Genomic DNA, 19,894 nt, shown 5'->3' on the forward strand with positions numbered 1-19,894 from the left:
GTAAATATTTATATAATTCAGGAGGAAGAAACATGGCAAAAGAAAAAATCGTTCTGGCCTACTCAGGCGGCCTGGACACATCGATTATCATCGCCTGGTTAAAAGAGCACTACGACTGCGAAGTTATCGCTGTATGTTGCAACACCGGTCAAAAAGAGAACTTCGCAGCGATCGAAAAAAAGGCTTATGCTACCGGAGCTGACAAAGCCTATGTATTGGATATTCAGGAGGAATTTATTACAGATTTCATTTACCCTACTTTGAAGGCCGACGCAGTCTACGAGAACGACTACCTGCTGGGAACATCTATGGCAAGACCTCTGCAGGCCAAAAAGATTGTGGAAATCGCAGAAAAAGAAGGAGCGTTTACTATCGCTCACGGCTGCACCGGAAAGGGAAACGATCAGGTTAGATTTGAAACCACAATTCACGCGTTGAATCCGGCGATCAAAATTATCGCTCCATGGAGAATTTGGGATCTGAAATCCCGCGAGGATTGCATCGCCTATGCAAAATCCCACAATATTCCTATCAATCAGACCGTGGAAAAAATCTATTCCAGAGATGAAAACATCTGGCATATCAGTCACGAAGGCGGTAATCTGGAAAACCCATGGAATGAACACAACCGCGATATACACATCATGTCTATGGCTCCTGAAGACGCTCCTGATCATCCTACTTATGTTGAAATTGATTTTGAAAAGGGCGTCCCTGTAGCTTTAGATGGGGTAAAACTATCTCCTGTAGAATTACTTACGAAACTAAATCAGCTCGGAAAAGCAAACGGTATCGGAACAATCGATATCATTGAAAACCGTCTGGTCGGCATGAAGTCCAGAGGCGTATACGAAACTCCTGGCGGAACGATTTTGTTTGCGGCTCACAAGGACCTGGAAAAACTCATTTTGGACAGAGATACTATGCAATACAGAAATATTGTCTCCCAGAAATTTGCCCAGCTAGTCTATGACGGCCTGTGGTTCACACCTCTGCGTCAGGCAATCTCTGCTTTTGTCGATGAAACGCAAAAACAGGTCACCGGTACTGTAAAGATGAAATTATACAAAGGCACGGTGTGGCCTGTAGCCAGCAAATCCCCATACTCCTTATATAACGAGGAGTTCGCCACATTCAGCGCTGACGAGGTTTATGATCAGTCTGATGCTGAGGGCTTCATCAATTTGTTCTCGCTCCCGTTGAAAATCAGAGCTATTCAAAAACAAAACCTGGAAGGCATTCCTGAAGCCCAGAAAGCGCTGCCAAAGCAGATCTTCAAGGGTGGCTCCTTCGTAGAATAGGCAGGATAAATAAAATAGCTGAAATGAAAAAGCAAGACTTTCGGAGGCTTTGGAAGTCTTGCTTTTGTATTCGCTTATTTTAAGCATAGTTCCCCAATAATTCGGAAACCAATATAAATTTCATCGCAGTGATCACTAATAGCCGTCCTCTTTTTATCCTGTTCCGGTAATAAGCGCTCCTTTTTCACTCATCAAAAGTTCTGCTATATTTGCCACTTCATCAGCCTCATACATAACCAGATTTCCCCAGGTTATATTAAGTTTTTAATTTTTTTGCATTTAAGTGCAAAAACTTGTTTTTTTCAAAAATTTATGCTATACTCTTGCTGCAAGGAGGAATGTCCAATGATTGATTCCCATGAACTCAAGAAAAGAGATTTATACTTAAATAAAATGATAGCATTTCAGGATACGGAACCTGTGAAGGTTGTTACCGGAATCCGCAGATGTGGAAAATCCAGTCTACTTAAACTAATGACCCTTCACCTAAGGGAAAACGGCATTGCTGATGATCAAATTCTTGAAATGAATTTTGAATCCTACGCCTTCAAAAATATGAATAGCGACGCTTTCTATGAATATGTCAAACAGCACATCATGCCGGGTAAAAGAATGTACCTTTTCTTTGATGAGGTTCAGCGTGTTCCTGGCTGGGAAGATGCAGTTAATTCTTTTCGCGTTGATTTTAACTGCGATATTTATGTCACCGGTTCAAATGCTTATATGCTCTCCTCCGAATACGCCACTTATCTATCCGGCAGATGTGTAGAGATAAAAATGCTTCCTTTATCATTCTCTGAATTTCTTACCTTTCATGATTTTGAAATCAGGGAAACAAAAAGTGCGTTGGGCGGCATCCGCAAACAGGTCTTTGATCAAAATGGGGAACATTATGACCTTCGTGAAGTTTTTGACGCATACATGCGATTTGGAGGAATGCCGGGCATCGCCGATATAGGATTAGACCAGGAAAAAGTATTGATGCTGCTTGAGGGCATCTACTCTACCGTAATTATGAGAGATATTCTTGAACGAGAAAATCGCAGAGGACAAAAGAAAATCGCCGACCCGATTCTCTTAAAAAAGATTGCCCTGTTTCTTGCAGATAACATTGGCAGCAATATATCCGTTTCCTCTATCGGAAATACACTGATGAATGAAGGATTGCTCGAAGATGGCAAACGAAAAGGAATACCGAGCGCCCATACCGTTCAGAACTATGTGAATGCTCTGCTGGAAGCATATTTTTTCTATGACATCAAAAGATTTGATATTAAGGGAAAAGAATTCTTACGAACGCTGGGAAAATACTATATTGTAGATATTGGACTTAGGAACTACCTGCTTGGTTTCAGAGATCGTGACAGCGGTCATGCAATAGAAAATGTTGTCTACTTTGAGCTGCTTCGCCGAGGCTATGACGTCTCTATTGGTAAGATTGATAACGCCGAGGTTGATTTTATTGCAGCAAAAGCAGACGACAAAATCTATGTTCAGGTCACGGAATCCATGGTAAGTGAGGTCGTTCGCAAACGAGAATTGACTCCACTTCAAAAAATCAGTGACAACTATGAGAAGATCATTCTTTCCCTGAACCCCGGAATGGATTCTTCCTATGAGGGTATAAAATCCATCAATTTAATTGACTGGCTAATTTCAGAATAAGCCCTATCAGATTCTATGTCGAATGTTGAGATTATTCATCATCTTCTTTGGGCTGTTCAACCTCTTTCACAACCTCATCAATGAGCTTTGCAAAATCCACGGCGTTTTTGGAAGTGATGACGGGCTTTCCCGTTTCTGCTTCCAAAGCTTGCCTTGCAATTCCCGCCACCCGTCCGCCACGGCGGGCAACCTCTTGATTTTCTTCAAAAGTAGTCGGCTTTTCCTCTTTGGATATGTCGGTGGTGGAAGTTTCCGCAAGCATATTCAAGATAAGCTCTGTCGTACTCATGTTATCACGCAGATTTTGTTTTTTTAAACCTTTTAGTTTTTTGTACTGCTGCGTGTTCATGCCGGACCAAGCCCGTGTAATCTCATTGGTTAAAATTGCATATTCTTTGCCCTGCGCTACACCTCTGTCCTGCCATTCATCAGTCAGCTCCTTACGAACTTGGATAGCCTGTAAACGCTGATTAATCCATTCTCGTGTATAGCCTTTTTGCAGGTATGTAGCAAGAGCACGGTCAATCGTAAGCTCTGGATCGATGGTTTCCTCAATCCGTTCCGCACCGACAGTAGCTAACCATGCCTTAAAAGGCTCTGCTTTCGGTGAAGGGATTGACTGAATGATACGCAAAAGCTGCTCCATCGTTGCGACATCCGTCATGCGTTTTTTGCCATCTGCGGCAGTCATTTTCAAACCGTTACAGTTTGTAACGGTTTCATTTCCCTCGTCTTTTAAACGTTTTTTTAACACACGCCAGTATGTTTGCGGATTTGGGCTGTCCGTTAATACAGCGACCACATCCGTGATCGAAAAATACCATTCTTCCTGTTCCTCGTCCCAAGCGGTACGGATTTTTCTATTTTCAAATAGCTGAATATTATCGTTTTCCATATATGAAAATTTGCCCCTTTCTGGCAACGATTTATCTGACAGCAGGATTGCAGTCTGCCTGATCGAAAATTTTAGCAACCTTAGTGTAACACATTTCTTCACCAATTAATAGGTACTTGCCTACTAATGTGCGAAAAAGGTCAAAAAATAGAGCAAGGCAATTTGCTTCAGCCAAGTGCCTTGCTCTCATAATCTGTCTTATTTACTCAAATACTGATCAATCCCCGCGGCAGCGGTTTTGCCAGCGCCCATGGCTTTGATGACAGTGGCCGCGCCGGTTACGGCGTCGCCTCCGGCAAATATGCCCGGACGATTTGTCGCAGCATCCGCGTCAGCGCCGATGCCGCCGCGCTCATTTGCGGCAAGTTCTTCTGTGGTATCCAGAATCAAAGTGTTCAGCTTAGTACCGATGGACATGATAACCATATCCACAGGAACCACGTGATTGGAGCCTTCGATTACGACAGGTCTGCGGCGTCCGGAAGCGTCCGGTTCGCCTAGTTCCATCGATACACATTCGATACCGGTGACATGACCTGTTTCATCACCCTTGATTTCTACAGGATTTGTCAACAGCTTGAAGATAATCCCTTCTTCCATGGCATGATGGACTTCCTCTGCTCTGGCAGGCAGTTCCTCCATGCTACGACGATAGATGATATAAACTTCACTGGCGCCCATACGCTTTGCGCATCTTGCAGCGTCCATAGCAACGTTGCCGCCGCCGACCACTGCAATCTTATCCGCATGCTGAATCGGCGTATCGTATTCCGGCAGATAAGCCTTCATCAGATTGATTCGGGTCAGATATTCGTTGGCGGAACATACGCCCAGCAGGTTTTCACCAGGAATCTTCATAAAGGACGGAAGTCCTGCGCCGGTTCCGATGAATACGGATTCGAAGCCTTCTTCCTGCATCAGTTCATCCACAGTAATGGCGCGGCCTACGATAGCGTTGGTCACAAATTTTACGCCCTTGGCTTCCAGCTTGGCAACTTCAGCAGCTACGATTTCTTTCGGCAGACGGAACTGCGGAATCCCGTAAACCAGTACGCCGCCGGTCTTGTGTAAGCTTTCGTAAACGGTTACTTCGTAGCCTTTGTTAATCAAGTCCCCTGCGCATGCAAGCCCTGCAGGACCTGCGCCGATGACAGCCACCTTGTGACCGTTGCTTTCAGCCGGTTTAATTTCTTCATCGCCATAATGTTCCGCGTGCCAGTCAGCCGCAAAACGTTCCAGACGACCGATGGCAACCGGTTCGCCTTTCACACCGTGTACGCATTTTCCTTCGCACTGGTTTTCCTGCGGACACACACGACCGCAGATGGCAGGCAGGCTGCTGGTTTCGCTGATAATCTGATAGGCTTCCTCAAATTCCCCTTCGGCAATTTTCGCGATAAAATCAGGAATTTTCACCATAACAGGACAGCCGCTCATGCAAGGCTTTTTACGACACTTGAGGCATCGCATCGCCTCACTTACTGCCATTTCTTCTGTATAGCCGGAGGAAACTTCCAGGAAGTTCTTATTACGCACATCTGGCGCCTGTTCCGGCATCGGGTTCTTTTCTCTTACTAAATTAATCATGGTAACGAACACCTCCTGTCAAGCGGCACACGTGTGCTCTGTCTTCTGCTTCCTGGTCGGAATAGTAAGCGCTCCTCTGAATCAGCTCATCCCAGTCTACCAGAGCGCCGTCAAATTCCGGTCCGTCCACGCATACGAATTTGTCTTCTCCGCCGATGTTGCAGCGGCAGCCGCCGCACATGCCGGTTCCGTCAATCATGTATGCAGTCAGGGATGCAACGGAGTGAATTCCGTATTTTTCTGCAATCTGACAGGTGAATTTCATCATCATCGGCGGTCCTACCGCGATGACTTCGTCAAATTTTTCCCCTGCCTGAATCAGTTCCTCAAGCTTTGCGGTGGTGAATCCTTTTTCGCCGTAGGAGCCGTCGTCGGTCATCACATAAAGTTCATCGACCCCGGCTCTGAATTCATCCTCCAGGATGACCAGATCTTTGGTCTTGAAGCCTTCGATCATGACAGTTTCCACGCCGTGGTCATGCATGCCGCAAGCCAGCGGATAAGCCAGAGCGTTTCCTGTGCCGCCGCCGACCACGCAAACTCTTTTCAGACCGTCCATCTTGGTCGGTTTGCCCAGAGGTCCAACGATATCCGCAAAGCAGTCGCCTACTTCCAGCTGATCCATCAGCATGGTAGTTCTGCCGACTGCCGCGTAAATCAGATCGATGGTGCCGTCTTCTTCGTTGTGACCTGCCATGGTGAGAGGGATTCTCTCACCATATTCATCCGTACGAAGGATGATGAACTGACCCGGTTTTGCTTTTCTTGCAACCAGCGGCGCATAGATTTTCAGCCATACCATGTTGTCATTGAGTCTTCTTTTATAAGTTACTTCAAACAATTTCATCTTCTCCATCCTCCTTCCTTAGTTATCATAGCTTTTCTTCTGATTGAGCAAGTGCGCGTATCTGTCCATTGCCATTTCTTCGGACTTTCTGAACAGTTCTTCTGCCCTTTCAGGGAATTTCAGCTGTAAGGAGTTGTAACGAACTTCGCTCATCAGGAAGTCTCTGTAGCTTTCGGATGGAGCGCCGCTATCGATGGACAGAGGGTTTCTTCCTTCTGCCGCCAGCATCGGATTGAATCTGAGCAGATTCCAGTAACCGGCTCTAACCGCGTTCTTCATTTCCAGCATCGCTTTGTTCATGCCGACTTTCAGACCCTGGTTAATGCAAGGCGCGTAAGCGATAATCAGGGAAGGACCGTCATAGCTTTCCGCCTCTCTGATGGCTTTCAAGGTCTGTTCCGGGTTTGCGCCCATCGCAACCTGGGCTACATAAACATAGCCGTAAGCCATGGCAATCTGTGCCAAGTCTTTCTTCTTCACATTCTTTCCGGAAGCAGCGAACTTAGCAACCGCGCCAATCGGAGTAGCCTTGGAGGACTGTCCGCCGGTATTTGAATAAACCTCTGTATCGAATACCATCACGTTTACGTTTTCGCCGGAAGCAAGTACGTGGTCAAGGCCGCCGTAGCCGATGTCGTACGCCCAGCCGTCGCCGCCAAAGATCCACATGGAAGGCTTAATCAGCATATCCTGATTGTCTACCACGTATTTCGCGTCCGCATTGCTGTCTGCTATTTTTTCACATTCTGCCAGCAGGATCTTGCCGGTTTCTTCTGCCGCGTCAGCGTCGTTCATGGAAGCGACCCAAGCCTTTGCAGGTACGCCTACCACGTCTGCCAGTCTTTCTGCCGCGGATTTCAATTCGTTTCTTCTTGCCTGCATGGAAATCGCCATACCAAGACCAAATTCAGCGTTATCCTCAAAGAGAGAGTTTGCCCACGCAGGACCTCTGCCTTCTTTGTTTACCGTGTAAGGTGTGCTCGGCGCGGAGCAGCCCCAGATGGAGGAACAGCCTGTAGCGTTTGCGATGAACATTCTGTCGCCGAATAACTGAGTGACCAGTTTCGCATATGGAGATTCCCCACAGCCCGGACAAGCGCCGGAGAACTCAAGGAGCGGCTGCTTGAACTGGGAACCTTTGACGGTATTGTCCTTAAACGGAACTTCTTTTTCTGTTACTTCGTGGAACAGATAGTTGTATTTTTCCTGAGAAGTCTGTACGACGTCGTCTTCTGCAGGGGTCATTTCCAGCGCTTTCTTTCTCGCCGGGCAAACCTGCGCGCAGGAACCGCAGCCTGTGCAGTCCAGAGCGGAAATTCCCAGGGTAAAGAACTTGCCGCGCACGCCCTTCATAGCAAGGTAATCGCCGTTTACCTTGTCTACTTCTGTTTCATCCAGTACGAACGGTCTGATGACGCCGTGCGGACAAACATAGGAACACCAGTTACACTGCATACAGTTGTCTTTGTTCCAGACAGGGATATCCGTTGCGATGCCTCTCTTTTCAAAGGCTGCTGTACCTGCAGGTACCATGCCGCTTGCCGTATCCAAGAATGTGGATACAGGCACTGCATCACCAGTCAGGGTGTTGGTTGGAACCAATACCTTGTTCAGGTAGTCTGTGTGCATCTGATCACGTCCTACCATAGCAGCAGCCGGCGCATCGTCCGGTGCGTCTGCCCATGCGGCAGGTACTTCTACCTTATGTACGTTGGCAATGCCGGCGTCTACTGCCGCCATGTTCATATTGACGATGTTTTCGCCCTTCTTGCCGTAGGTCTTTTTGATGGCATCTTTCATGTACCCTGCTGCTTCTTCAATCGGAATAATGTTCGCCAGTTTAAAGAAAGCAGCCTGCAGTACCGTGTTGGTTCTTCTTGCGCCCAGACCGATTTCCTTTGCGATGGAAACCGCGTCGCAGGTGTAGAACTGAATGTGATTCTTCGCGATGTATCTCTTAACCTTTGCAGGGAGATGTTCTTCTAATTCTTCGTCGCTCCATACACAGTTCAGGAGGAAGAATCCGCCCGGTTTTACGTCCTGCACCATTTCGTAACGCTGTAAGTAAGCGGCGTTATGGCATGCGACAAAGTCAGCCTGTTTTACATAGTAGGAGGACTTAATCGGTTCGTCGCCAAAACGCAGGTGAGAAATGGTCACGCCGCCGGATTTCTTGGAGTCATACTGGAAGTATGCCTGTACTTTCTTATCTGTGTGGTCACCGATAATCTTAACGGAGTTCTTGTTAGCGCCTACCGTACCGTCCGCACCCAGACCCCAGAACTTGCAGGCCTTAGTGCCCTTTGGCGCAACGTCTGGATTTTCTGTAGTCGGCAGGGACAGACCAGTTACATCGTCCGTGATGGAAATGGTAAATTCCTTCTTCGGCTCGTCTGCCCATAAGTTCTGATACACTGCCAGAATATCGCCAGGCTGCGTATCCTTGGAACCCAGACCATAACGACCGCCTACTACCAGACAGTTTTCAAACTTGGTGCCACGCAGAGCTGCTACGATATCTAAGAACAAAGGCTCGCCCATGCCGCCCGGTTCTTTGGTTCTGTCCAAAACGGCGATTTTCTTAACCGTTTCAGGCATAACGTTCAGCAGGTATTTTACGGAGAACGGTCTATACAGATGGACTTCGATGATGCCCACTTTCTTACCCTCTGCAGTCAGGTAGTCGACCAGTTCCTCTGCCGCATCGCAGACAGAACCCATCGCCACGATGATTTCCTCTGCGTCAGGCACGCCGTAATAGTTAAACGGTTTATAGTCCGTGCCGATTTTGGCATTGACTTTTTCCATGTATTCGTTTACTAAGTCAGCAGTTTCCAGATAAGCGCTGTTGCAGGCTTCTCTGTGCTGGAAGAAAGTTTCCGGCTGTTCCGCGCTGCCCATGCTGTGTGGGTGCATCGGGTGAATCGATCTTGCCTTAAATGCCTTCACTGCGTCCCAGTCCACCATTTCCTTCAAATCCTCGTAATCCCAGATTTCTATCTTCTGGTTCTCGTGAGACGTTCTGAAACCGTCGAAGAAGTGGAGCATCGGCAGCTTGCCTGCGATGGTCGCAAGGTGCGCCACGGCAGCCAGATCCATTGCTTGCTGCACGCTGTTAGACGCCAGCATGGCAAAACCGGTCTGACGGCATCCCATGACGTCGGAGTGGTCGCCGAAGATGGACAGCGCATGGGTTGCCAGCGCTCTTGCCGCTACGTGAAATACAGTCGGCGTCTGCTCTCCTGCCAGTTTATACATGTTTGGAATCATCAAAAGGAGCCCCTGAGAAGCTGTAAAGGTAGAGGTGTAGGAACCGGCTGTAATAGAGCCGTGTACCGCGCCTGCAGCGCCCGCTTCAGATTCCATTTCTACGATTTTCACTTTTTCGCCAAAGATGTTGGTTCTGTCCTGAGATACCCATTCGTCCATGCTTTCTGCCATTGGAGAAGATGGTGTGATTGGGTAAATGGCAGCAACCTCAGAAAACGCGTATGCTACGTGAGCAGCAGCCGTATTTCCGTCCATTGTCTTTAATTTTCTCACCGTAATCACTCTCCTTCCCGCATGCCAAGGGCGGCTCTCTGTAAATAGTTATATTCAGGGACTTCTCTTTCCTTGATGATGCCTCTCTGACACATATACTGACAAACCTGACAGTTCTCACAAGCTTCCGGATCAATGACCGCGTGAGCGTCTTCCATATGTATCGCGCCATTTGGACAGTTTGCAAAACAGTCTTCGCAGGCAATGCATGCGCTTCCGCATACTGCCGCTTTGTCCGCATAGTCCGCGGTGGAACTGCAAGGTACCATCTTCGCGCCTTTGTACGGCACCATTTCAATCAGGCTCTTCGGACAAGCGTAGTAGCAGTCCTTACAGCCGACGCACTTATCAGGATTTACCTGGGCGCTACCGTTGACAACTTCGATGGCGCCGTAACGACATACTTTGACACAGTCTCCCTGCCCAGTACATCCTGTGGTACAGATACCCATAGCTTTCGGGGCGGCCTTGGCTGCAGCTTCTTTGCAGCTTGTAAATCCAGCCTCTTTATATGCGTGTTCATTAAAGCCGCTGCACTTTACAAAGGCGACCTTTTCTTTTAATTTAGTTAAATCGTGCATGGTATCCACGATGATTTTTTTCTTGCATTTTACGGTGCAGGCTACACAGCCGACGCACTTGTCGTAATCGATGACAGCGTGGTTGTCGATGATTTCCACCGCGCCTTCCGGACATGCTCTGACGCAGTCGCCGCAGCCGATACAGCCGAAACCGCAGATTTCTCTGACCTTATCGTCATCCTCGTCCCGATTGGAACACGGGATAAAGTTGGTCGCATCCCTCGGCACCATGCGAATCAGTCCCTGTACACAAGCGTCCTCTGCCGCGCATGCGCCGCATCCGTTACACTTTTCGGGATCGATGATGATTTCACCATCCGCTGCTTTCATTGCGTCAAATTTACAAACGCTGACGCAGTCGCCGCAGCCAATACAGCCGTATTTGCACTCGCCTCTTTCAAAGCCTGCCTCTTTCGCCTCCCGGCAGGTTTTTCCCGCAAATCGTTTCCTTCCCGCAGCATCGCCACTGCAAAAAACAAAGGCGATTTCATCTTTTGTTTCTTCGGTTTCTCTGCCGCAGACATCAGCAATGGCATCTACTGCTTCCTGGCCGCACGCCGGACACAGCGCTACACTCTCGCCGCTTAAAATCGCCTCCGCGCATGCCCGGCAAGTCTCCTTGCCGCAGCCTCCGCCGCAGTCTGCGCCCGGCAGAAGCGATAAGATCTTTTCTATAACTTCTGCAGTCACATTCTGATTGGTACTCATAATGTTTCCTCCTTTGCCTCGTTATATTTGAAATTATTCTGTATACAACTTAAATTCATATTACCCCCTTAGTATTGTAAAGTCAACCTTTCAATGGCCATTTTCGTTGAAATATCAATGTTTTTTTGGTTGTACAAATTCATCAGAAAATTCAAAAACCGCCATTTTCCAACGCTTTCGCACTGTTATGTACTAAAGCGCTTTAACTCGTTAAAATGTAATTTCATGGGAATTTTGACATGAAAAAGGAGAGGCCATGTCTCAACATCATATGCCTCTCATCCATATAAATTATATACTTTTAGATATTCTTATTGTAAACCCGTATCATTGATGATTTCCTGGTTGATTTCACTACAGGTGTCACTAACCTGATAACCTTTTTGTCCGAATGCTCTCTCATGTAGCCGCTGTACTTCACTTTCCAGTGTAACCGGTACTACATATGAGATTTCTCCCAATAGTCCTGCGTAATAATTCTTTGGCCAGCTTATACTTTTTTTAAAATCGTATCCCGGCGCGCGAACTGCTGCGGTAAACATATCCAGCTGTGTCATATTCGTTCTGATGTTAGGGAATACCGTATTTGATAATTCGCCCAACTTCCACGGATGTGTTAAAGCCTTTTTCATAACAGCCGCCATAATTTTCTTATACCGCACGCTTCGACCCTCATCTCCGCCGCTGTTCTTTCTAATCCGGCAATAGGTCGTAGCCTGTACGCCGTCCAAAGTCTGTTTACCACTTTTACTAATCTTGTGATACGTTCCACCCGTATTTCTTGCGGTCTCCGGTCCCCAGGTATTCAAATCACTGATTTCATTCTTCTTCACATTAACTTCTACGCCGCCCAGACAATCTACCGCGTCAGCAACAGCCTTCCAATTAAAAATAACGAACTCCTCAATATTAAGGTCTAAGCTTCGGTTTAATGCGGCGCAGGTATTAACGCCTCCTGCATAATGATGCGCATGGGTAATTTTATCCAAGACCATAGATCCGTCCATATAACCCATTTTTAAATAACTGTCACGCATAACTGAAATTAAACGAATATCACCGTTAGACTTCTTAATACTCATAATGATAATCGCATCCGTCCTGCTTCCATCATATCCTTCGTCCGCTCTGGCGTCTGAGCCCAGAATGACGATATTTCTATATCCGCTTAAATCATCAGCAACCTGCGGATCGATTGCAAACATATCCTTATCTGTGTCTATATGATCAAAATTTCTCGTCAGCCAGAAAAATAGGCCTGTCCCAACAATGGCCATCAGCAATACCAGGCTCAACACATTGCGAATCAGAGTTTTTTTATTCCATTTGTATTTTTTCTTTGCTTTACCTCTACTACTTCCCTTTTTACTGCGAGCAGCCGCGCCGCTTCTTGCCGGTTCCGTTGTCCGTCCACTTCTACGTTGCGCTTCCGTATCCCTTGATCGCCTTCGTGCCTGTCTCTCATACTCCTCGGCAGCTCTGGCATACTCTGGATCCTCTAATTGCCGAATCAATTCCGGACTATATTTCATACCCTTAAAATCACAGGTTTCCTTGTTTCCATTACTATATTTATTACTTCTCAAAATTCAGTTTCCCTTCTCATAGAATGCATCCGACGTCCGCCCGCTGTCGTGTAGACATTATACCATGACGATTCCTCTGAATATAGAATCGCAAGTCATGATTCAATGAACGCTTCCCTACGGCAACGCCGTTTTAATCAGTTGCGTTCATTATACCATAAGCACTAACCTCTGTCTTCGCTTTCAGCTCGCCTCGCCGTAGAGTGCCACGGAGCAAAGCTCCTGCACTCCTGACATAAGACCTGCCTCGCTTCCGTCTGCGCCTGTGGCTTGCCGATCAGCGGGCTAGGGCTTCCGCCGTAGAGTGCCACGGAGCAAAGCTCCTGCACTCCTGACATAAGACCTGCCTCGCTTCCGTCTGCGCCTGTGGCTTGCCGATCAGCGGGCTAGGGCTTCATCACCGTGTGTAGACATTATACCATTTCTTTATAGTAAATGGCAATATAGAGGATGTGATCAAAATCTCACGAATTTCATACAAGAAATAAAAAAACGTCTTTCAAATTCAAAAAAATCCTTTACAAACTATTCAAATTCAACTATAATAGACTGGTACGGAAAAGCGTACTTGCGCCATTAGCTCAATTGGATAGAGTCGCGCACTACGAATGCGAAGGTTGGGGGTTCGAGTCCCTCATGGCGCACCACAGACTGTCCGAAAAGGACGCAAAGCGTTGGAATTTAAAAGATTCCAGCGTTTTTTCTTTGTCAAAAGAAAGCAGCGGCCATCAAACATTGATAGCCGCGTAACTTTTTAATACTTTTCTTTCAGCAGACCTTTTCTGTACGCCTGTACCAGCTGCTTCATATTATCTACTTGCTCTGTCAACTCAATGCCCTGATCCGTATCAATGACCAGCATTCTATCCGGCAAAACCTCTACGGTCTTCACCTCTGGAGAATGGAAGACCTGCGTTCCATCAGGCTGCAATGGTTCGTAAGGCTTATGCTGGGCTAAAGCCATAAAACGCGAATTAAAAATGAACGTATAGCCTGCGATACCGGTTTGCTTCTGATAGGCCTTAGAAATCCCACCGTCAATGACGTACAGCAATCCTCCACCCTTTATCGGACTTTCTCCATCCTTAATCTTCACCGGCACGTGACCGTTCAAAATTTTTGATCGAGTCGGATCCAAGCCAAACTCGCGCAAAATCTTTTCGCACGGTCCTCGCTCTTTGATCAGTTTATAATACGGACGAGTCTGTTCTTTATGCGAAGCTTTGTCAGCGATAAACAGCCGTTCAAAGGTTGTCATCTTTACTTTGCCAAACAAAGGTGAATTTCCGCCAAGCCATAAGTACCACATTAAATCACCCATGCGTCCGCTCTCACCTGATTCCGAAGGAGAGAAATAGGCCTTTCGCACTTCACTGTCTAAATAATCCATCAAAGCTTTTCCGGCAAATCGTTCTCCGTTAATCGCAACTTCCTCAAATTCACCGTCTTCGGTCATAGGAATACAGCCGTGGTACAATAAATTTCCATTGATCTTCTTATACAGAGCGCCATGGCTATACAGAAAGCGAATATGCCTTTGCAGTTTCTCCGAATTAAGAATAGACGCTTCCAGAGAGTTCATTACTTCCCGCTCCTCCGCAGTTAACTCATACGGATTCTCAGGGTCTACTGTAGGTAAATTACGATCGCGAAGTTCCCAGGTATTTCCGTCGATTTCCACAATACCATCTTCCCAATTGATCTTATCCAGAATCAATCTGTTTTCCAGTCCATACTCCGGATGCGCCATAATACGCTGGCCTTCCACCTTGAACTGGCAAACTGCAATCGCCTTGTGCATTTTGGCCGCCAAAGGTTCTTCAATTGGATCATATTGATTTCTTTCAAGAATATGCGGCTGAAAGAACTCACACGGATCGTTGCCGTACACTTTTTCTGCAAAGCTGGCCAATGGCCGCAAATTGATTCCATAACCAATCTCCAGCATGTCAAAATTGTTGTAGCTGATGTTCATTCTTAGAATGTTAGCTATACAAGCCCAATTACCCGTAGCGGCTCCCATCCACACGATATCATGATTTCCCCACTGAAAATCCACATCGTGATAATCCATGAGATAATCCAAAATCGTATCCGGATGCGCGCCTCTGTCAAAGATATCTCCAATAATATGTAAATGGTCTACCGCTAAATTGCTGATAATCTCAGCCATAGAAGAAATGAAGTCCTCTGCAATACCTGATTCAACAACTGTATTGATAATAGCGCTGTAATACCGCGCCCGATTTTCTTCATCGTCTGCATGAAGCAATTCATCCATCGCATAATCCAAGTATTTAGGAAGTCTGCGGCGCACTTTAGAGCGCGTATATTTGGTGGATACCGACTTACAAATTGTAACCAGACGATAGATTACCGTCATACACCACTTATCAAAGTCAGGTTCACTTTTTTTACGCCGTGCAAGTTCTGCCTGAGGATTATAAATCAACGCTGCCAGATCTTCTCGATCACTCTCGCTCAGTATCCCGCCATAATGTTCATCAATCTTACTTTTAATCGTACCAGAGGCGCTTTTCAGCATATGAACAAAAGCCTCATGTTCGCCATGCAGATCGCTAAGAAAATACTCCGTTCCCTTTGGTAAAGCTAAAATCGCACTTAAATTGATAATTTCAGCTGTCGCCGCCTTAATATTAGGATAATCCTTAGAAAGCAACTCCAGAAATTTGATATCCGCCATATGTTCTCCCTCTCATATATTCTTTACTTTATATTATATGACATTCTGCCCAGCAAGGCAAGGCTAAAAGCCGCAGTCGAGATGTCTGGCAGAATTTATGCTGAAACGCCCCAGCTTTAGCTGGCTTGGCGTTTGTCGTATGACATTCTGCCCAGCAAGGCAAGGCTAAAAGCCGCAGTCGAGATGTCTGGCAGAATTTATGCTGAAACGCCCCAGCTTTAGCTGGCTTGGCGTTTGTCGTATGACATTCTGCCCAACAAGGCAAGGCTAAAAGCCGCAGCCGAGATGTCTGGCAGAATTTATGCTGAAACGCCCCAGCTTTAGCTGGCTTGGCGTTTGTCGTATGACATTCTGCCCAGCAAGGCAAGGTTAAAAGCCGCAGCCGAGATGTCCGGCAGAATTTATGCTGAAACGCCCCAGCTTTAGCTGGCTTGGCGTTTGTCGTATGACATTCTGCCCAGCAAGGCAAGGCTAAAAGTCGCAGCCGAGATGTCTGGCAGAATTCTTTTCCAGGATCTCGTCTATTTTGTCCACATTAGCATAGACTAAATCAGGAGGAAAATTTATATGCGCCGCAAAACCACTATAGATCTGCGCCATGTAGCAGTTTACGTCATAACCATGGTCTGCCTCATGGTCATTTTACCTGTTCTGGCTATACGCCTCTTTCCTGTTATACTGGAACATGAGGACCAAGGGCCCGTCTACGAAGGAGAGATTCCAAAAACAGTAAAAGTGTGGATTACAGAAGAAGAAAAATATAAGACGATTCCTTTTGAGAAATACGTACAAGGTGTTGTAGCTTCGGAAATGCCCGCATCCTTCGGCGCTGAAGCTTTAAAGGCGCAGGCTGTAGCCAGCCGTACTTACGCATTGGGACGAATCAATGCCGGCGGCAAACTCTGCGATACAGTTCACTGCCAAGTCTACCGCAGCGACAACATTCCGGCAAAAGTAAAAAAAGCTGTAAACGCAACCAAAGGCCAGGTTCTGCTATACAATGGAAAACTGGCTGCACACGCTCTCTATTTTGCCTCCAGCGCAGGCAAAACAGAAAATTCTCAGGACGTATTTTCTGGCGAGTACGCGTATCTGGTCAGTGTTGACAGTTCCTATGAACCAGGAGCTACCCACAAAAAGGAAAGCCTGACCATGACGATCAGCAAATTTGCATCCAAAATAAAAAAAGCCATGCCTGAATTGGACTTCGGCAAGATCACAAAACAAAACATCAAAATTAAATCCCGCTCCGAAGGGGGACGCGCGGCTCTTATACAGATAGGCGATCAAAAGGTGTCCGGCGCAGACGTCCGCAGCGCCTTTAAGCTATACTCCACCCGTATAAAATTCGCTTTCAGGGGAAACAAAATCACGATCACCACCAGCGGCAGTGGACACGGTGTAGGTATGAGCCAATATGGCGCCAAAGGTCTCGCAAAAAAGGGAAAGAGTTATACAGAAATTCTATCACACTATTATCAGGGAACAGACGTCAGCCGATAATGCTTCATCTTACGCCGGAGCAAAAAAGTCAGGCAGACGCTCTTTGATAAAAAAGACCCCGCCGCGGCAAAAGCAGCAGCAGGGTGTTATCCCTTTGTTATCAGTCCTCGATGCGGAAAATGTTTGCACCAAGAGCCTTAAATTTTTCTGTAAACTTTTCGTACCCTCTCTCTATATGATAGATCTCAGAGATTGTCGTGGTTCCCTGGGCAACCAGTCCGGCCAATACCAGTGCCGCTCCGGCTCGTAAGTCTGTCGCGATAACCTGAGCGCCTTCCAGCTTCTTGCCCCCCTGAATCATGGCGCGGTTTCCTTCCGTCTTAATATTCGCGCCCATTCGATTCAATTCTGCCACGTGCATAAAACGATTTTCGAAAACAGTCTCAATAACAGAGCTTGCTCCTTCTACAGTGGTCAGAAAAGCCATAAACGGCGACTGGATGTCAGTAGGAAATCCTGGATACGGTAACGTTTTGATATCCGTCGCAACCAAATGAGGATTGTCTGCAATTACATACATTCCTTCATCAGACATTTCCACAGTGATTCCACACTCCCGCAATTTTGCAGTAATTGGTTTTACATGATCCGGCACCACGTTTCTCAACAGTACCTGACCGTGGGTAATTGCCGCAGCCAGCATGAAGGTCCCCGTTTCAATTCTGTCAGGAATAACCGTATGCTGTGCGCCATGAAGACGCTCAACACCCTCGATTTTAATAGTATCCGTACCGGCCCCTTTGATTCTGGCTCCCATTTTATTAAGAAAGTTAGCCAAATCAACGATTTCCGGTTCTTCTGCAGCGTTCTCAATGTAAGTAGTACCCTGCGCCAGAACCGCGGCGGTCATAATATTTTCGGTCGCGCCTACACTAGGGAAATCCAAATAGATGCTAGCGCCTTTCAAACCGTCCGGACCGGCAATAGCCTCAACATAATTATCCTTAACGATGATTTCAGCGCCAAGGGCCTCAAACCCTTTCAGATGCAGATCTATTGGCCGTGCTCCAATCGTACACCCTCCCGGGGAATGAACCTTTGCCTTACCCTCTCTTGCAAGGAGAGGTCCCATTACCAGGAAAGAGGCACGCATTTTGCTGACCAAATCAAAATCCGCCTCACATTTTTTGATCTTGCTAGTATTTATCTCTATAATCGATTCTTGAAGTTCTTTAATTTCAGATCCGAGAGATTTCAGGATTTCCTTCATAACCTCAACGTCACGAAGATCAGGAACATCTCGAATCACGCATTTTTCCTCTGCCAATATGGCTGCTGCCATCAATGGAAGTACAGCGTTCTTTGCACCGCTGATTACAACTTCTCCATTTAATGGCTCACTCTTTTGAACTAAAAATTTCGCCACTTCTCTCCTCCAAAAACTATTGTACTAATAGTATACTAATTCTTCCCCTTTTTTTCAACTGACAGAGTAAAAAAAAGCCTGCGCGTACAGGCTTTTTTTATTTCAAAAGCAAATATCTTTCCATCTGTCATATTTTATTTAGAGTTTTTTCATTTCCTCAATACAGTTCACACATACAGTTTTCCCACGAATCAGCCTTACATCGTCAGCTTCGCCGCAAAAAATACAAGATGGCTCATACTTCTTCAACATGATAAATTGACCATCTACGAAAATCTCAAGAGAATCTTCTGTTTTTATTCCCAAGTTTCTTCTGAGCTCTACGGGAATAACTACTCTACCCAATGCATCTACCGGTCTAACAATACCTGTTGCTTTCATAACAATCTCCTTTCATAAAAACCCACATCAAACTACTTTTGATTCTTTGACTTAGCTTTTACATTAGCCTTCTTCTTAACCGGCACTTCTTCTCCCGCTTTTCGAAAAACGGCAGCCAATGTGCCCAGGGATTTTACTAAGCTAGCAGCAGCAGCAACCAAATTCTGCTGTCCTCTTACAGCCTCCGACAAATCAGAAACTGCGGACTGCACATCTGTGATCATTCCATCAATCTGCACGGCCTTTTCCGCCGCTATACCGGATATAACTGCCGTATCTGCTAAAATCTGATTCGTTTCCTTCACTGTCTTAAGCAGATTCTTTGCCATAATGATCAGATAAACAACCAAAATAACAAGAGCAGCAAGTAGTAAGCAGATTAATGTTGCTTTTACATCAATTGTAACCATCCACAGACCTCCTTCTTTCCCTATGGAGTATTATACCGTTTTTGCCATCATATGGCAATAGCTTTTTCACAACTTTTTACAACTTTTCATAAATGGCCAATATCTCCGGATTATACGAATTGTCTTCTTCATGAATGTGCAGCTGAGGGCCAATTCTCAATTCAGTCCTTCCATTTTTGCAGCAATGAATCAATAAAATATTAGGCGATTCCATAGCCTTTCCACTGACCAGACGTAGTTCCTTCGGCTCTAAATGATATTTCCGGCATATCTCGCACACATCAGTCAGCCGTGCGGGACGATGAACCATGTAAAAATCCCCTTTGTCCTTCAGCAATCGAGATGCTAATGCAAGAAAGTCCTCCAAACTCCCCTCCACCTCATGACGAGCCAGGGTTTTCGCTCGATTCTTACTCTGCAGCCCGCAGTTCCCTGCAGTATACGGAGGGTTGCACGTGACCACATCAAAGCAGTCTGCCATAGTATCTAATTTAAAATAGCGAACGTCACTGCAGAAAAAATGCAGCCGGTCTTCCAACCCATTATATACAGAGCTTTTTTCAGCCAACGCAGCGCTTTGTTCCTGAATCTCAACTCCTCCGATATATTGGGCCTCCGTTTTATGCGAAAGGATCAACGGAATCACACCGTTGCCTGTGCCAAGATCCATGATCCTGCAATCTTTTCCTTTTCGCCGTGCAGAGCCGGCTGCAAAATCCGCAAGGAGCACCGCGTCTATCCCATAACAAAAGGCCTCTGTATCCTGATATAACATCAGGCCGCCAAATCCCGTATCATCAAGTCTCAAAGCCATAAA

15 protein-coding genes and 1 tRNA gene are annotated in these 19,894 nt (G+C 46.4%); 4 read left to right on the forward strand and 12 right to left on the reverse strand.

Features of this window, described 5'->3' with window-relative positions:
- Positions 1 to 32: 32 nt before the first annotated feature.
- Together ACPW7J_RS13145 and ACPW7J_RS13150 are read left to right on the forward strand one after the other, a co-directional pair.
- Complete coding sequence (locus ACPW7J_RS13145) at positions 33 to 1,301, forward strand: argininosuccinate synthase (RefSeq protein ID WP_424960502.1); 1,269 nt, start codon at positions 33 to 35, stop codon at positions 1,299 to 1,301.
- Between the two features lie 345 nt (positions 1,302 to 1,646).
- Positions 1,647 to 2,966, forward strand: a complete 1,320-nt coding sequence (locus ACPW7J_RS13150; protein WP_425755400.1) for an ATP-binding protein — start codon at positions 1,647 to 1,649, stop codon at positions 2,964 to 2,966.
- Positions 2,967 to 2,997: 31 nt separating this feature from the next.
- On the opposite strand, the gene ACPW7J_RS13155 is transcribed toward ACPW7J_RS13150, so the two are convergent.
- The 7 genes from ACPW7J_RS13155 to ACPW7J_RS13185 form a co-directional block, all read right to left on the reverse strand.
- The gene (locus tag ACPW7J_RS13155; protein WP_161875438.1) at positions 2,998 to 3,861 is read right to left on the reverse strand and encodes a BRO family protein; all 864 of its coding nucleotides are present in this window, start codon (positions 3,859 to 3,861) and stop codon (positions 2,998 to 3,000) included.
- 198 nt (positions 3,862 to 4,059) lie between these two features.
- Positions 4,060 to 5,448: an NADPH-dependent glutamate synthase gene (gltA, locus tag ACPW7J_RS13160; protein WP_425755401.1), complete on the reverse strand. Its 1,389-nt coding sequence runs from the start codon at positions 5,446 to 5,448 to the stop codon at positions 4,060 to 4,062.
- Entirely contained in the window at positions 5,441 to 6,295 is an 855-nt protein-coding gene (locus ACPW7J_RS13165) for a sulfide/dihydroorotate dehydrogenase-like FAD/NAD-binding protein (protein WP_424960498.1), read from the reverse strand. The genes gltA and ACPW7J_RS13165 overlap by 8 nt, the downstream gene beginning before the upstream one ends.
- 18 nt (positions 6,296 to 6,313) lie before the next feature.
- Positions 6,314 to 9,820, reverse strand: coding sequence for a pyruvate:ferredoxin (flavodoxin) oxidoreductase (gene nifJ / locus ACPW7J_RS13170; protein ID WP_425757527.1), 3,507 nt, complete (start codon positions 9,818 to 9,820; stop codon positions 6,314 to 6,316).
- A 23-nt stretch (positions 9,821 to 9,843) separates the two neighbouring features.
- Positions 9,844 to 11,127 (reverse strand): 4Fe-4S binding protein, encoded by a 1,284-nt coding sequence (locus ACPW7J_RS13175; protein WP_425755402.1) that lies wholly within the window; start codon positions 11,125 to 11,127, stop codon positions 9,844 to 9,846.
- A 311-nt stretch (positions 11,128 to 11,438) separates the two neighbouring features.
- A complete protein-coding gene (locus ACPW7J_RS13180; protein WP_425755403.1) occupies positions 11,439 to 12,713 on the reverse strand; it encodes an LCP family protein in 1,275 nt (424 codons plus the stop codon).
- A 164-nt stretch (positions 12,714 to 12,877) separates the two neighbouring features.
- On the reverse strand, positions 12,878 to 13,051 hold the full coding sequence (locus ACPW7J_RS13185) for a hypothetical protein (protein ID WP_425755404.1): 174 nt from the start codon (positions 13,049 to 13,051) through the stop codon (positions 12,878 to 12,880).
- Between the two features lie 232 nt (positions 13,052 to 13,283).
- Here ACPW7J_RS13185 and ACPW7J_RS13190 point away from each other — a divergent pair.
- A tRNA-Arg gene (locus tag ACPW7J_RS13190) sits at positions 13,284 to 13,360 on the forward strand.
- Positions 13,361 to 13,467: 107 nt separating this feature from the next.
- Here the strand turns inward: ACPW7J_RS13190 and ACPW7J_RS13195 are convergent.
- Positions 13,468 to 15,417 (reverse strand): fructose-1,6-bisphosphatase, encoded by a 1,950-nt coding sequence (locus ACPW7J_RS13195; RefSeq protein ID WP_425755405.1) that lies wholly within the window; start codon positions 15,415 to 15,417, stop codon positions 13,468 to 13,470.
- 567 nt (positions 15,418 to 15,984) lie between these two features.
- On the opposite strand from ACPW7J_RS13195, the gene spoIID reads away from it, so the two are divergent.
- Positions 15,985 to 16,920 carry a stage II sporulation protein D gene (spoIID, locus tag ACPW7J_RS13200; protein WP_161875433.1) on the forward strand — a complete coding sequence of 312 codons (936 nt, stop codon included), beginning with the start codon at positions 15,985 to 15,987 and terminating at the stop codon, positions 16,918 to 16,920.
- A gap of 100 nt (positions 16,921 to 17,020) precedes the next feature.
- Here spoIID and murA read toward each other — a convergent pair whose 3' ends face one another.
- The 4 genes from murA to ACPW7J_RS13220 all read right to left on the reverse strand — a co-directional run bounded on the left by murA (position 17,021) and on the right by ACPW7J_RS13220 (position 19,891).
- Entirely contained in the window at positions 17,021 to 18,286 is a 1,266-nt protein-coding gene (gene murA, locus ACPW7J_RS13205) for a UDP-N-acetylglucosamine 1-carboxyvinyltransferase (protein WP_425755406.1), read from the reverse strand.
- A gap of 138 nt (positions 18,287 to 18,424) precedes the next feature.
- Positions 18,425 to 18,667 (reverse strand): AbrB/MazE/SpoVT family DNA-binding domain-containing protein, encoded by a 243-nt coding sequence (locus ACPW7J_RS13210; RefSeq protein WP_161875431.1) that lies wholly within the window; start codon positions 18,665 to 18,667, stop codon positions 18,425 to 18,427.
- 32 nt (positions 18,668 to 18,699) lie between these two features.
- Positions 18,700 to 19,077, reverse strand: coding sequence for a hypothetical protein (locus ACPW7J_RS13215; RefSeq protein ID WP_161875430.1), 378 nt, complete (start codon positions 19,075 to 19,077; stop codon positions 18,700 to 18,702).
- A 76-nt stretch (positions 19,078 to 19,153) separates the two neighbouring features.
- Complete coding sequence (locus ACPW7J_RS13220) at positions 19,154 to 19,891, reverse strand: tRNA1(Val) (adenine(37)-N6)-methyltransferase (protein ID WP_425755407.1); 738 nt, start codon at positions 19,889 to 19,891, stop codon at positions 19,154 to 19,156.
- Positions 19,892 to 19,894: the final 3 nt, after the last annotated feature.

This window comes from Ihubacter sp. rT4E-8 (assembly GCF_049852125.1).
Taxonomy (GTDB): domain Bacteria; phylum Bacillota; class Clostridia; order Peptostreptococcales; family Anaerovoracaceae; genus Senimuribacter.